The sequence below is a fragment of the Serratia sp. BIGb0163 genome, assembly GCF_024809935.1.
Classification (GTDB): Bacteria; Pseudomonadota; Gammaproteobacteria; order Enterobacterales; family Enterobacteriaceae; genus Serratia; species Serratia quinivorans.
The window spans coordinates 454409-469459 of record NZ_JANUDZ010000001.1; the positions used below are offsets into that span (position 1 = coordinate 454409).

General features: G+C 53.3%; 13 protein-coding genes. 12 read left to right on the forward strand and 1 reads right to left on the reverse strand.

Features of this window, described 5'->3' with window-relative positions:
- Positions 1-88 precede the first annotated feature (88 nt).
- From aroA to lpxK, 7 genes are all read left to right on the forward strand, one after another.
- Positions 89-1375 carry a 3-phosphoshikimate 1-carboxyvinyltransferase gene (gene aroA / locus M2406_RS02130; RefSeq protein ID WP_012006137.1) on the forward strand — a complete coding sequence of 429 codons (1287 nt, stop codon included), beginning with the start codon at positions 89-91 and terminating at the stop codon, positions 1373-1375.
- 276 nt (positions 1376-1651) lie between these two features.
- Positions 1652-2341 (forward strand): (d)CMP kinase, encoded by a 690-nt coding sequence (gene cmk / locus M2406_RS02135; RefSeq protein WP_012006138.1) that lies wholly within the window; start codon positions 1652-1654, stop codon positions 2339-2341.
- Positions 2342-2522: 181 nt separating this feature from the next.
- Positions 2523-4202 carry a 30S ribosomal protein S1 gene (gene rpsA / locus M2406_RS02140; RefSeq protein WP_012006139.1) on the forward strand — a complete coding sequence of 560 codons (1680 nt, stop codon included), beginning with the start codon at positions 2523-2525 and terminating at the stop codon, positions 4200-4202.
- A gap of 62 nt (positions 4203-4264) precedes the next feature.
- The gene (gene ihfB, locus M2406_RS02145) at positions 4265-4549 is read left to right on the forward strand and encodes an integration host factor subunit beta (RefSeq protein ID WP_004942652.1); all 285 of its coding nucleotides are present in this window, start codon (positions 4265-4267) and stop codon (positions 4547-4549) included.
- A 280-nt stretch (positions 4550-4829) separates the two neighbouring features.
- Positions 4830-7094, forward strand: a complete 2265-nt coding sequence (locus tag M2406_RS02150) for a ComEC family protein (protein ID WP_259188349.1) — start codon at positions 4830-4832, stop codon at positions 7092-7094.
- A gap of 35 nt (positions 7095-7129) precedes the next feature.
- Positions 7130-8878: a lipid A ABC transporter ATP-binding protein/permease MsbA gene (gene msbA / locus M2406_RS02155; protein WP_135344437.1), complete on the forward strand. Its 1749-nt coding sequence runs from the start codon at positions 7130-7132 to the stop codon at positions 8876-8878.
- Complete coding sequence (gene lpxK, locus M2406_RS02160; protein WP_259188353.1) at positions 8878-9858, forward strand: tetraacyldisaccharide 4'-kinase; 981 nt, start codon at positions 8878-8880, stop codon at positions 9856-9858. The genes msbA and lpxK overlap by 1 nt, the downstream gene beginning before the upstream one ends.
- Position 9859: 1 nt before the next feature.
- On the opposite strand, the gene M2406_RS02165 is transcribed toward lpxK, so the two are convergent.
- Positions 9860-11266 carry a VOC family protein gene (locus M2406_RS02165; RefSeq protein WP_115182827.1) on the reverse strand — a complete coding sequence of 469 codons (1407 nt, stop codon included), beginning with the start codon at positions 11264-11266 and terminating at the stop codon, positions 9860-9862.
- Positions 11267-11791: 525 nt separating this feature from the next.
- Between M2406_RS02165 and M2406_RS02170 the strand changes: the two genes are divergently transcribed.
- The 5 genes from M2406_RS02170 (at position 11792) to kdsB (ending at position 14998) form a co-directional block, all read left to right on the forward strand.
- Positions 11792-12001, forward strand: coding sequence for a cold-shock protein (locus M2406_RS02170; RefSeq protein ID WP_004717375.1), 210 nt, complete (start codon positions 11792-11794; stop codon positions 11999-12001).
- Between the two features lie 221 nt (positions 12002-12222).
- Positions 12223-12444 carry a cold-shock protein gene (locus M2406_RS02175; protein ID WP_006320799.1) on the forward strand — a complete coding sequence of 74 codons (222 nt, stop codon included), beginning with the start codon at positions 12223-12225 and terminating at the stop codon, positions 12442-12444.
- Positions 12445-12554: 110 nt separating this feature from the next.
- Positions 12555-13781 (forward strand): winged helix-turn-helix domain-containing protein, encoded by a 1227-nt coding sequence (locus tag M2406_RS02180; RefSeq protein WP_259188359.1) that lies wholly within the window; start codon positions 12555-12557, stop codon positions 13779-13781.
- Between the two features lie 288 nt (positions 13782-14069).
- Positions 14070-14252: a Trm112 family protein gene (locus M2406_RS02185; protein WP_012006145.1), complete on the forward strand. Its 183-nt coding sequence runs from the start codon at positions 14070-14072 to the stop codon at positions 14250-14252.
- Complete coding sequence (gene kdsB, locus M2406_RS02190) at positions 14249-14998, forward strand: 3-deoxy-manno-octulosonate cytidylyltransferase (protein ID WP_012006146.1); 750 nt, start codon at positions 14249-14251, stop codon at positions 14996-14998. The genes M2406_RS02185 and kdsB overlap by 4 nt, the downstream gene beginning before the upstream one ends.
- Positions 14999-15051 lie beyond the last annotated feature (53 nt).

Consider the following 15051-nt stretch of genomic DNA (forward strand, 5'->3'; position numbering starts at 1 on the left):
CCTTCGCTGTTGTCCTTTTTGAATTAAAGCGGCTCCGGCATTTTCCCGGGGCCGTTTCGTTTATCAGATTTTGGAGATTTTTGTTCACATGGTGGATTCCCTGACGTTACAACCGGTTGCCCTGGTCAATGGCACCGTCAACTTACCCGGCTCCAAGAGCGTATCCAACCGTGCTCTGTTGCTGGCTGCGCTGGCGGAGGGAACGACAACGCTGACTAACCTGCTGGACAGCGACGATGTGCGCCATATGTTAAATGCGCTGCAGGCGCTGGGCGTGAGCTATCAGCTGTCAGACGATCGCACCACCTGTAAAGTGGACGGTGTTGGCGGCCCGCTGGTGGCCAGCAAGCCGCTTGAACTGTTCCTCGGCAATGCCGGTACCGCGATGCGCCCATTGGCAGCCGCTCTGTGCCTGGGCAGCAACGATGTGGTGCTGACCGGCGAACCGCGCATGAAAGAGCGTCCGATCGGTCATCTGGTCGATGCTCTGCGTCAGGGCGGCGCACAGATTGATTACCTGGAACAGACTGATTATCCGCCATTGCGTCTGCGCGGCGGTTTCCGCGGCGGCGATGTCACCGTCGATGGCAGCGTTTCCAGCCAGTTTCTGACCGCATTGCTGATGACGGCCCCTTTGGCAGAACAGGACACCCATATCCATATCAAGGGCGAACTGGTTTCCAAGCCGTACATTGATATCACGTTGCACCTGATGCGTACTTTCGGCGTCGAGGTTAGCCACGACAACTACCGCGTGTTCCACATTAATGGTCGCCAGACCTACCGTTCTCCGGGCGACTACCTGGTCGAGGGCGATGCTTCTTCCGCCTCTTACTTCCTGGCGGCAGCCGCGATTAAAGGTGGCACCGTGCGCGTAACCGGCATCGGCAAGAAAAGTGTTCAGGGCGATACCAAGTTCGCCGATGTTCTGGAGAAAATGGGCGCGCGCATTACCTGGGGTGATGATTATATCGAATGCAGCCGCGGTGAATTGCGCGGCATCGACATGGATATGAACCATATTCCTGATGCGGCGATGACCATTGCGACCGCGGCCCTGTTTGCCGAAGGCCCAACGACCATTCGCAACATTTATAACTGGCGGGTGAAAGAGACCGATCGGCTGGCTGCGATGGCGACAGAGTTGCGTAAAGTGGGCGCTGAGGTAGATGAAGGCGAGGACTATATTCACGTAGTCCCACCGGCCAAGCTGAAGTTTGCCGATATAGGCACCTACAACGATCACCGTATGGCGATGTGCTTCTCGCTGGTGGCGTTGTCTGATACACCGGTGACCATTCTCGATCCTAAATGTACCGCGAAAACCTTCCCGGACTATTTCGAACAGTTGGCGCGCATCAGCCAATTGGCGTGATCCGCAGTCGGATACTTTCTTTTAAGGCCCTTGATTGGGCCTTTATTGTTTTTAACGCCCGGAGCCTGGATCCGTCCGCTATACTTTTGCGCGGTCATACGCTTATTTTCAACAACCAGACAGTTCCAGGGTAACAGTTCGTCGTTTGGCAGCGTATAATGCGCCACCGTGACTGCCCCGATTGGGCGGGCGGCAGGGACGGTTTTAATTATGCTTTCGCATTGTGCTGGCGGCAGGTTATGTCCCTGTGAGGTTTTCTACCTGAAGGAGAGAGAAATGACGGCTACAGCCCCAGTGATAACCGTTGATGGACCAAGTGGCGCAGGCAAAGGCACCTTGTGCAAGGCGCTCGCCGAATCCCTTGGTTGGCGTTTGCTTGACTCAGGCGCGATTTATCGCGTACTGGCGTTGGCAGCGCTGCATCATCAGGTTGATATCACGTCTGAGGAGGCGCTGGTTCCACTGGCCGCACATCTCGATGTTCGCTTTATTGCCCAGGATGGCAAACTGCAGGTTATTTTGGAAGGTGAGGATGTCAGCAATGAAATCCGCACTGAAACCGTCGGCAATACCGCTTCACAGGCTGCGGCTTTCCCGCGTGTGCGTGAAGCCCTGTTGCGCCGCCAGCGGGCATTCCGTGAGGCCCCTGGCCTGATTGCCGATGGCCGCGACATGGGCACGGTGGTGTTCCCCGATGCACCGGTCAAGATTTTCCTGGACGCCAGTTCTGAGGAGCGTGCGCACCGCCGCATGCTACAGTTGCAGGAAAAGGGCTTTAATGTTAACTTTGAACGTCTTTTAGCCGAGATAAAGGAACGGGATGACCGTGACCGTAATCGGCCTATCGCGCCACTGGTGCCTGCTTCTGACGCCCTCGTGCTGGATTCAACCAGCATGTCGATTGACGAAGTCATCCAGCGTGCGTTGACTTATGCACATGAAGTTTTAGCGTTGCCGCAGCAGTAAGCGCGGCGGCGTTATTGGCTTTTTGTCATATTTGTCATGGTAGTATCGAACTATATCGGGTAAAATTTTACCCCTGTAACCTAAACCCTGTCGGCATGGAGCCAATGGCGGGGTATGTGAAACAACCCCATTCGGCGGGATGCTAAATGGACGTTAAACTATAGAACCCTGAAGATTAAACATGACTGAATCTTTCGCTCAACTCTTTGAAGAATCCCTGAAAACAATCGAAACCCGTCCGGGTTCCATCGTTCGTGGCGTTGTAGTTGCTATCGACAAAGACGTAGTACTGGTTGACGCCGGTCTGAAATCTGAGTCTGCCATCCCGGCTGAGCAATTCAAAAACGCACAGGGCGAGCTGGAAATCCAGGTAGGCGACGAAGTTGATGTTGCGCTGGACGCTGTTGAAGATGGCTTCGGTGAAACTCTGCTGTCCCGTGAGAAAGCTAAGCGTCACGAAGCTTGGATCACGCTGGAAAAAGCTTACGAAGAAGCTGAAACTGTCGTCGGTGTTATCAACGGCAAAGTTAAGGGTGGCTTCACTGTAGAGCTGAATGGTATTCGTGCGTTCCTGCCAGGCTCCCTGGTTGACGTGCGTCCAGTACGTGACACTCTGCACCTGGAAGGCAAAGAGCTTGAGTTCAAAGTCATCAAGCTGGACCAGAAACGCAACAACGTTGTAGTTTCTCGCCGTGCGGTTATCGAATCAGAGAACAGCGCAGAACGTGATCAACTGCTGGAAAACCTGCAGGAAGGCATGGAAGTTAAAGGTATCGTTAAGAACCTCACTGACTACGGTGCATTCGTTGATCTGGGCGGCGTAGACGGCCTGCTGCACATCACTGACATGGCTTGGAAACGCGTTAAGCATCCGAGCGAAATCGTCAACGTTGGCGACGAAATCACTGTTAAAGTGCTGAAGTTCGACCGCGAGCGTACTCGTGTTTCCCTGGGCCTGAAGCAACTGGGCGAAGATCCATGGGTTGCTATCGCGAAACGTTACCCAGAAGGCACCAAGCTGACTGGTCGTGTAACCAACCTGACTGATTACGGCTGCTTCGTGGAAATCGAAGAAGGCGTTGAAGGTCTGGTACACGTTTCTGAAATGGATTGGACCAACAAAAACATCCATCCGTCCAAAGTTGTTAACGTGGGCGATGTAGTGGAAGTTATGGTTCTGGACATCGATGAAGAACGTCGTCGTATCTCCCTGGGTCTGAAGCAGTGCAAAAACAACCCATGGCAGCAGTTTGCAGAAACCCACAACAAGGGCGACCGCGTTGAAGGTAAAATCAAGTCTATCACTGACTTCGGTATCTTCATCGGCCTGGACGGCGGCATCGACGGCCTGGTTCACCTGTCTGACATCTCCTGGAACGTTGCAGGCGAAGAAGCAGTTCGTGAATACAAGAAAGGCGACGAAATCGCAGCGGTTGTTCTGCAGGTTGACGCAGAGCGCGAGCGTATCTCCCTGGGCGTGAAGCAACTGGCTGAAGACCCGTTCAATAACTACCTGTCTATGAACAAGAAAGGTACTATTGTTACTGGTAAAGTCACTGCAGTTGACGCCAAAGGTGCTACAGTTGAATTAGCAGGCGGCGTAGAAGGTTACCTGCGTGCTTCTGAAGCCTCTCGCGACCGCATTGAAGATGCAACTCTGGTTCTGAATGTGGGTGACGACGTTGAAGCTAAATTCACCGGCGTTGACCGTAAGAACCGCGTAGTAAGCCTGTCCGTACGTGCTAAGGACGAAGCTGACGAGAAAGATGCAATCGCTACTGTTAACAGCAGCAGCAAGCAAGAAGAAAGCAACTTCTCTAACGCAATGGCTGAAGCTTTCAAAGCGGCTAAAGGCGAGTAATGACGGGGGGCGGTTTTTGACCGCCCCGATACGGTAGTTTAGCTGCAAAGCTTGGAGGAACTATGACCAAGTCTGAACTTATTGAAAGACTTGCTGGCCAGCAATCTCATGTACCGGCGAAAGCCGTTGAGGATGCAGTGAAAGAGATGCTAGAACATATGGCTGCTACGTTAGCCGATGGGGAACGCATCGAGATCCGCGGATTCGGCAGTTTTTCTCTTCACTACCGTGCTCCGCGTGTGGGCCGCAACCCGAAAACTGGTGATAAAGTTGAGTTGGACGGCAAGTACGTTCCTCACTTCAAGCCAGGCAAAGAGCTGCGTGACCGTGCCAATATCTATGGCTAGTCACTGACTACCCATAGAGTTGTTGCTTGTAAAGAAATATAAAACGGTGCCTTAGGGCGCCGTTTTTTTTGCCTGTTATTTACTGGCGGCTGCCTCGGCGCTTCTTGCGAGCTACGCCGCAGCATGCGGCTGGCCGCGGTAACGACCGCTATTATTGTGCGAAGAGGATCGCGTACTGTCAGATTGCAGATGGTGAGTATTGGCCAATGCGTAAACAATCCCGTGAAGTTGGCAGCCTGGATTGCTGCCTTATAGCGGGAGAACACCTATCAAAACCTCGTTGGATTTGGCGGCAAGTGCGGTTATCTGCGGCATTTCCCCGTTGCTCATCATGCCGTACTTACCCGATGTGCGCATCGCTCTGTGGGTGATCTTACCCGTTTGTCTCTGCCTGTGGGGGAGGGGCTGCGCAGGCCGATTTATGGCGTGGGGGGCTTTGGGTTTTCTTTGGGCGGTATTCTCTGCCGGGACCCTGGTGAATCAAATCAATCGTCTGAGCCAGGGCCCGGTGGTGAGCGCCGTGGTTCAGGTTAGCAGTATTGCACTGGCTGGTGCGACGCGAAAGCAGACGGTTATGCGTATCGAACGGCTCAATGGTCGATGGCTGGTACCTTCCATCGCTTTCTCGACTCTCTGGAAGCCCAAAGATCGCGCCTTGTGTGCCGGGCAACGTTGGCAGTTGCAACTGCGCTTGAGGCCGATACACGGCAATCTTAATGAAGGGGGTTTTGACCGCCAGCGTTGGGCCATGTCGCAGCGTCAACCGCTAACGGCGCAGGTGAAGAGCGCTGTAATCCGGGAACAAAACTGTGGTTGGCGGCAGAGGATGATCGCGCATGCCGAGAATAATATTGGCACTCTTCGCTATAAAACGGTGCTGCTCGCGTTGGCATTTGGTGAGAGAGCCGCGCTGGAACCGGCGTTAAGAACCTTGATGTTGAAAACCGGTATTGCTCACCTGATGGCTATTTCTGGGCTGCATGTGGCGATGGTAGCCATTTTGATTTGGGGTGTGCTGCGGGCGATGCAATTTTTTTTACCGGCAAGGCTGATTGACCACCGCTTTCCGCTGATCGTCAGTTGGCTCGGTGCCTTAGGGTACGTTTGGTTGGCTGGCGCTCATCCACCGGCGCTAAGAACGGGGTTGGCGCTGACATTGTGGATGCTGTTACGTATACGCGGCATCCATTGCTCCTCCTGGCAAATCTGGTTGTGGTGCGTTGGCTTAATTCTGGTTTGCGATCCCCTGGCGGTACTATCCGACAGCTTCTGGCTCTCGGCCACTGCAGTATTCTGCCTGATTTTCTGGTTTGAATGGGTGCCGTTTAATCCCCGTTTTCGTTCGGGATGGCACTGGGCGCCATTGCGCTGGCTGCATATCCAGCTTGGCATTACGCTGCTATTGGTGCCCATGCAGGCCGGACTGTTTCATGGCCTGACACTTGGCTCCATACCGGCCAATCTTTGGGCGGTGCCCCTGGTTTCATTGATAACAGTGCCGTTAATCCTGCTGGCGGTGGTGGCTGGTATTTTCCCTGTGTTAAGTGCGGGACTATGGCGGTTGGCGGATTTTACATTGGCAGGGGTTTTTGCCCCATTACACTATCTGCAAATCGGTTGGGTCGATCTCGGTGCCGCGTCGTTGGCTGTCAGTCTTTTCGGGTGGTTACTGGTGATTTTTTGGCGTTTCCACTGGTGGCTGCGTTATGCCACGGCGCTGGTCACTTTGGCACTGTGTTGCGTTCTGTGGCGTGAAAGAGAAGCCCAATACCGTTGGCGTGTAGACATGCTTGACGTTGGGCATGGCCTGGCTATGGTGATCGAAAAGAACGGCCGGGCAATCTTGTATGACACCGGCCCCCGCTGGGGCACCGGTAGTGCTGCCGGTCGGAATATTTTGCCATTTCTTAACTGGCGAGGATTACCTGTGGAAGAAATTATTCTCAGTCACGATCATCTGGATCATATCGGTGGTATTGAAGAGATACAGCGCGCATTCCCACAAACCAGGGTAAGGAGTCCACGTCTAAATGCCGGCCACTTACCCTGCGTGGCGGGAGAGCGTTGGCAATGGCAATCGCTTCAGTTTCAAGTGCTGTGGCCGCCAAAGGCGGTAAAATTGGCGGGGAATGATGATTCATGCGTCATCCGTATCGATGATGGTAAATATAGTTTGTTGCTGACGGGGGATGCAGAAAAAAGGACGGAGGCACAGTTGGTTAGATATCAACGCCCTTCATTGAGCGCTACTGTGTTACAGGTGCCGCATCATGGCAGTAAAACCTCGTCTACCCCGCCTTTTTTGCGTGCGGTAGCGCCGAAAGCGGCAATAGCTTCGGCATCACGTTACAATAAATGGCGATTACCTGCGGTTAAAGTGGTCGCCAGATATCTGGTAAATGACATCCTTTGGCACGATACTTCTCGCTCCGGTCAGTTATCTGTACTTTTTTTCGACAACGATTGGCAAATTAATGGCTTTCGTGAACAATTAATGCCCCGTTGGTACCATCAGCGGTTTGGCGTAGAGGGTGATAATGAGTAAAATAGGCCGCTATTTCTTCCGATGCTGGTATTTGCATGATGAATGATAAAGATCTCTCCACCTGGCAGACTTTCCGTCGCCTCTGGCCGATGATCACACCTTTTAAGACCGGGCTGATCGTAGCGGCTATTGCGTTGGTACTGAACGCGGCCAGCGACGCCTTTATGTTGTCTTTGCTTAAACCTTTATTGGATGACGGTTTTGGGAAAACGCAAAGCAGCATTCTGCTGTGGATGCCATTGGCGGTAATTGGCCTGATGGTGGTGCGTGGCGCGACTGGCTTTGTCTCCAGCTACTGTATTTCATGGGTATCCGGCATGGTAGTGATGCATATGCGTCGCCGGCTGTTCGGCCACATGATGAGAATGCCGGTATCGTTCTTCGATCAGCAGTCTACCGGCACCTTGCTGTCACGAATCACCTATGATTCCGAACAGGTAGCTTCATCGTCTTCCAGCGCTCTGGTGACCGTGGTGCGTGAAGGGGCGTCGATAATCGCGCTGTTCACCATGATGTTCTACTACAGCTGGCAACTGTCGGTGATCCTGATCGTACTGGCACCTATTGTCTCTATTGCTATCCGCATTGTTTCCAAACGCTTCCGTAATATCAGCAAAAACATGCAGAACACCATGGGGCAGGTGACGACCAGCGCAGAGCAGATGCTGAAAGGCCATAAGGAAGTGTTGATTTTTGGCGGCCAGCAGGTTGAAACCGATCGCTTCAACTCAGTCAGCAACCGCATGCGCCAACAGGGCATGAAACTGGTTTCCGCATCCTCAATCTCTGATCCTATTATTCAGCTTATCGCTTCACTGGCGTTGGCCTTTGTGCTGTATGCCGCCAGCTTCCCAAGCGTGATGGCTACTCTCACCGCCGGTACCATCACCGTGGTGTTCTCTTCGATGATCGCCCTGATGCGTCCGCTGAAATCACTGACCAACGTTAATGCCCAGTTCCAGCGTGGGATGGCGGCGTGCCAGACTCTGTTCTCGATCCTGGATATGGAGCAGGAAAAAGATACCGGGACCCGTGAAGTTGCACGAGCCAAGGGCGATATCGAATTCCGTAACGTCACTTTCTACTACCCAGGGAAAGAAACGCCTGCGCTGCGTGATATCAATCTGAGTATTTCAGAAGGTAAAACGGTGGCGCTGGTGGGCCGTTCCGGCTCGGGCAAGTCAACCATCGCCAATCTGCTGACCCGTTTCTACGATGTCCAGGAAGGCGAGATCCTGATGGATGGTCACGATCTGCGCGAATACACACTGGCGTCACTGCGTGATCAGGTGGCCCTGGTTTCGCAAAACGTGCATTTGTTCAATGACACTATCGCCAACAACATCGCTTACGCGCGTGAAGAACGCTATAGCCGCGAAGAGATAGAGAAGGCTGCGCGCATGGCCTATGCCATGGACTTCATTGAAAAAATGGAGAACGGCCTGGATACGGTGATCGGTGAGAACGGGGTGATGCTGTCCGGTGGTCAACGCCAGCGTATCGCTATTGCTCGCGCCTTGCTGCGTGACTGCCCGATACTGATCCTCGATGAAGCCACCTCGGCGCTGGACACCGAATCGGAGCGTGCGATTCAGGCGGCGCTGGATGAATTACAGAAAAACCGTACTTCCCTGGTGATTGCGCACCGTCTGTCGACCATTGAGAAGGCTGATGAAATCCTGGTGGTTGAGGATGGTCGTATCGTTGAGCGTGGCGAACATGCTGCATTGCTCGAAAAGCAGGGGGCTTATGCCCAGCTCCATCGCATGCAGTTTGGTCAATAATGATCGAGCGCATCTGGTCAGGCAGTTCGCTGGTTTATTTGCTGTTGTTACCGCTGTCCTGGCTGTATGGCCTGGTCAGCGGTCTGATTCGGCTCAGCTACCGTTGCGGCCTGCGTAAAAGCTGGCGCGCACCGGTACCGGTCGTGGTGGTGGGGAACCTCACTGCCGGTGGCAACGGCAAAACCCCGATGGTGATCTGGCTGGTGGAACAGTTGCAGCAGCGTGGATACCGGGTGGGCGTGGTTTCTCGCGGTTATGGTGGTAAAGCAGAGGCTTATCCACTGTTACTAAACGCTGACACTACCACCCAGCAGGCAGGTGATGAGCCGGTGCTGATTTATCAGCGTACCGCTGCGCCAGTGGCCATCTCACCAAAGCGTTCTGAAGCGGTACAAGCACTGCTTAAGCAGCAGCCACTTGACGTGGTGATTACCGATGACGGCCTGCAGCATTACGCTTTACAGCGTGATTTTGAACTGGTGGTGATCGATGGCGTTCGCCGCTTTGGCAATGGCTGGTGGCTGCCGGCAGGGCCGATGCGCGAACGTGCTTCGCGGCTGAATAGCGTTGACGCCCTGATTGCCAACGGGGGTGTGGCTCAGCCTGGTGAAATCGCCATGCGGTTGCAGGCGCGTGACGCGGTAAATGTTGCCAGCGGTGAGCGTCGGCCGGCAGTCGAACTGCCACATGTGGTGGCAATGGCCGGTATAGGCCATCCCCCGCGCTTCTTCGCCACATTGGAAAAACTGGGTGTAGCGGTCGAAAAGGAAGTGGCGTTTGCCGACCATCAGGAATATCAGCATGGCCCATTGGCGACGCTGGTATCTTCAGAGCAAACGTTGTTGATGACCGAGAAAGATGCGGTTAAATGCCGCGCTTTTGCTCAGCCCAACTGGTGGTATTTACCCGTTGATGCGGTACTTCCCCCCGATCAGGCTGAGCAGTTGCTGCACAATATTGAAGCGCTGCTGACAAAATAATTCAGACTGCCAGCGCGTGAAGCCCCAGTGCTTGCGCGCAGGCGTCTATCGAGCGCTGCTGCGTTTGCTGATACAACGCCAATTCATCGATCACTTCTGCCCCCAACGCCAGTTCAAATGCCGCTCTGCTTGAGGTTGCGTTGTACTGCGTGTGACCGCTGTCGCCCAAATTCGATTGGAAAATGCCTGCGGCACTGACCGGCAGGAAGTCCTCATAGACCAGCGGCTGAAAGCGAATGTATTCCTGGGCGATCAGCTGTTCCAGCGTGCTGTGTTGATCCAGGGTTTCTTTAGCCGCCAGCCCACACTCGGTCGGAAAATAGCGGAACCAAGCCAACTGTTGCTCACGCAGGGTGGCATAGTCATCTGGAAACTCTTGGAAGTTTTCCGCCAGCAACTGATTGTAGCGGTCAGCATTTTTCTCGCTCGGCGGTGCCTGCAATGCGTCGTTGGTAGCCTGTAGCAGGCGATCGTACAGTGCACGGCCTTTGGTTGTCAGCGCGACACCGCGCTGTTCAATTTCGCCGAAGCGTGCAGTGTGGTGCCCGGCAACGGCGCTACCGTCATGCTCAACAAAGTCGACGTTTTCTTCCAGCGCTTTGAAACTGGTCTGGCGCAGCAGAATGGGGCGACGGCGTGGCGGCGGGCCTTCAATCACGGCTTTGGGCGTGATACCCCGGCCGGGCATGGCCTTTTGGACACGGTCGATATCGAGAGTGCGTGGCGTCAGATGGTTGATATGCGGGCCTTTAAAGGCCACTACGTCGGCGATCAGACGGTGCTGGTCGTGCAACTGCTGATATTCTGCTGCGCTAACCGTCGCCCGACTGTGCCAGCGGAAGGTTTCCAGCGCCTGTTCGACAAATTCATCAGCCTGACTGTCGTCCAGCCCGCCCTGAGCTTCTTGCAGTACGATCAGTTCAAGTGCCCGCTCAGTAAAGATGCGGCGACGAGCCAACAGGCGTTGCGCCAGCTCACGCAGCTCCGGGTTTTCAATCAGTTCCAGCCGCAATAAAGAGGTGAATACTCGGAATGGACTGATTTGCAGCGCATCCTCATGTTCTGCCCGAAATGCGGTAGAGTGAACCGGAACCCCGGCCACGGCCAGATCGTAATAGCCCACCGGCGACATACCCATCACGTTAAACAGCCGTCGCAGAGTGGACAGTTCCTCTGCGGTGCCCACCCGAATGGCTCCGTGGCGCTCCATGGCCAGTCGTTCGACTTCGCCGGTAATTTGTAATTGATGAGCCAATGCGGCATCTTCGCGCAGGACCTGTCGGTTGGTTTCCGCCACCAGTTCGAGCAAATCGCCATACAGAGGTACCTCTTTCTGGTACATATCTGACATGGCGTGGGAGAATCTGGCGCGGATTTCATTCGGTGAGACGAACTGCTGGGCGGTCATGCGCATAGCTCCTTTATTCAGTATTATCTGAAAAATATCATTCTTGGCGGCAAACGTGCTGGTTGAGAGGCCATTCGCCTTGTTTTCACCTCAAGTTTAGCTAGGTCGATTAGGTTTTGTTATAGCCAGGCCAAGCATATTAGATTTTTATGCGTTAGCTCTCATTTGAACAGCGAATAACGGGAAATACGGCCATCCAGAAGGCAATGCCGCTAAGAGATTTACGTAAAAAAAGATAAATTAATTCATTAGCAATCATGGATATAAAAGTAAATGTGGCGAAATGGTAAAAACATGGCAATAAACCTCTTGTGCAAAAGACAGATTTATGAGTAAATGCAAGTCGGCCTGTGATGCAGACCTATTTATGTTCGAGTTTAGAATTAAGCAGTTCCTCCAAAAACGTTATCATCTGATTCCGCTTCAAAGACGAACCTTCTAAGTACCTCCCATAAGTAATGTTTCCAAGAACGGCCAAAATTGCCTTATGGCAGGTTTTGTATATATTTAAAAGGTAAATAAGTAATGTCTAAGAAAACGGGTCAAGTGAAGTGGTTCAATGAAAGCAAAGGTTTTGGTTTTATTGAACAGAACGACGGTGGTAAAGATGTATTCGTACACTTCTCCGCAATCGCGACCGACGGTTTCAAAACTTTGGCTGAAGGCCAGCGTGTTGAGTACACCGTAGAAGACAGCCCGCGCGGGCCGGCTGCCGCCAACGTTGTTGCTCTGTAAATAAACAGGGAATAACGTAAAGAGAACTTAATACAACCATGATGAAGCGTTTGCGCTGAATCATTGCGGAAGATATTAAGTTCAACAAGCCCGCCATAGTGCGGGTTTTTTATTTTTTGCTCACGAGAGGTTTGTTACGAAAAACTTTAGGATGGGCTGGTAGCGTCCAACAATAATAAAAATGACGTTGTTAAGGATGCTCAAGTAAAAGGATATAAGTTATGTTTAAAAATACTGTGTTACAAATGGGCCGTGTGAAATGGTTTGATCAGGCTGCAGGCTATGGTTTTATTTCACCGGTAGATGGTAGCGACGAAATCTATGTAAGCCGTCGTTCTATCGCCAATACTAAAAATAAATCGTTAAACGAAGGTCAGAACGTTGAGTTCTCGATCTATCGCAGCTCCCACGGGCTGTCAGCGGCAGACGTTATCGCGTTCTGACCCACCCCCTTCCTCGCCAGTGCCGGTGCCGCCACCCCAAGCACTGGCGAAGATAAATTCCCCGATATCCACTATTATCAAGCGATTGCTCAATCACTTCGGATATCAGGATGAACACCCCGGTTATTTCTCTTACTGCCGCCCGTGCGATCCACCTTGCCGCACAGGGGCTGCTATCCCCGATGAAACGCAAAGCCAGGCCCGACGATGTGGTTGCCGCCATTGGGCGTATGGGCTTACTGCAAATCGATACCATCAGCGTGGTTGCACGCAGCCCCTACCTGGTCCTGTTCAGCCGTCTGGGCGACTACCAGCCGGAATGGCTGGAACAGGCACTGGCTGGCCGCCGGCTGTTCGAGTACTGGGCGCACGAGGCCTGCTTTTTACCCATTGAGGATTTTGGCCTGCTGCGCCACCGAATGCTGCAGCCGCAGGGTATGGGCTGGAAGTACTCCGAAGAGTGGATGCAGGAACATCAGGCGGCGATAAATGCCCTATTGCAGCATATTGAAACTGCTGGGCCGGTGCGCTCGGCGGATTTCAGCGCCGAGAAGAAGGGCAACAGCGGCTGGTGGGATTGGAAGCCGGAAAAACGCCATCTCGAAATCCTGTTCACCGCCGGTAAATTGATGGTAGCCGAACGGCGCAATTTCCATCGCGTTTACGATCTGACGGAAAGATTATTACCTCACTGGGATGATAGCCGGGATGTATTACCTGTCGATGATGCCCGACAGGAAATGCTAAGGCGCAGCTGTTGTTTCCTGGGGATCTTCAGAGCCGAATGGCTGGCGGATTACTACCGTTTGAAGCGAGTGGCGCCAAAAGCGCTACTGACGTCGTTACAACAGCAGGGCGAAGTGCTGCCCGTGCGGATCGACGGTCTGGACGGGGAATTTTACGTGCACCATTCGCTGGCGGCAGAGTTACAGCTGGCAGAACAAGGGGCGTTAAAATCCAGCGTGACCACTTTGCTTTCTCCGTTCGATCCGGTGGTTTGGGATCGTCGCCGTGCGCTGGAATTATTCAATTTTGATTACCGGTTGGAATGCTATACGCCGAAAGAAAAACGGCAGTATGGTTACTTTACGCTGCCGGTGTTGCAACGCGGTGAGTTGATTGGCCGCATCGATGCAAAAATGCATCGTCGGCAGGGTATTTTCGAAATCATCAGTTTCCACCCACAGGCCAAGGTTCGCTTTGGTAAACAACGCGTACAGGATATTCGGCAGGCAATAACCCGCAGTGCAAAATGGCACGGTGCGTCACAGGTTATTTTGGGGGATATTCCGGCGGTGCTGGCCCTTGAGTGGGGCACTGGCTGGCAAGTGGAATAACGAACGGCGTTGTCGGCTTGGGTAAAACGAATGTTCAGCGCCGCTCGTTACAAGGGGGGCTCAGTTGCTGTAGTTGGCAAACAGGGCGATGATTTTATGAAGACGTTTGATCATGATAATGTCTTTTTTGTGACTTGCATCACAAAATTCTACGCCTGCGCCGGGGGCAATTCAATCCCCCTGGCAGATAAAAATGCCGCGACAAAACAGCCGGTGATTAACCTGGCGCATAGCGTTATGCTATCCTCACGCACTTTCCTGACGTTAAATCTCCACCCTGGAGGAAGCATGGATCACCGTTTACTCGAAATCGTTGCCTGCCCGGTCTGCACCGGTAAGCTTTATTTCAATAAAGAAAACCAGGAATTGGTCTGCAAAGTGGATGGCCTGGCCTATCCGTTGCGTGACGGCATTCCCGTGCTGTTGGAAAATGAAGCGCGAGCGCTGTCATTGGATGAGAAACACGCATGAGTTTTATCGCAATTATTCCAGCCCGTTATGCATCAACCCGTTTACCGGGTAAACCGCTGGCCGATATCCACGGCAAGCCGATGGTGGTGCATGTTATGGAACGTGCACGCGAGTCGGGCGCCAGCCGCGTTATTGTCGCGACCGATCACCCGGCAGTAGCCGAAGCGGTCAAAGCGGCAGGCGGTGAAGTCTGCATGACCCGGGCCGATCACAATTCCGGCACCGAGCGCTTGGCAGAGGTGATCGAGCATTATGGGTTCGCTGATGACGAAATCATCGTTAACGTTCAGGGTGATGAGCCACTGATCCCACCGGTGATTGTGCGCCAGGTGGCTGAAAATCTGGCGGGCAGTCAGGCCGGAATGGCCACCCTGGCGGTGCCTATCGAAAGCGCAGAAGAAGCTTTTAACCCCAATGCGGTCAAAGTGGTGATGGATGCACAGGGTTATGCGCTCTATTTCTCACGCGCCACCATTCCATGGGATCGCGAACGCTTTGCCCAATCCAAAGAAAGCATCGGCGACAGCCTGTTGCGCCACATAGGTATTTACGCCTATCGCGCCGGTTTTGTTCGCCGTTACGTTACCTGGGCGCCAAGCCAGCTGGAGCAAATTGAGCTGCTGGAACAGTTGCGGGTGCTGTGGTACGGCGAAAAAATCCACGTGGCGGTTGCCAAGGCAATGCCGACCGTGGGTGTCGATACGCAGGAAGATTTGCAGCGCGTGCGCGACAGTATCAAAGGCTGAGCATTGAATGCCGGCGCGTCACGCAACGCGCCGGCAATATGATTTCCCTTCTT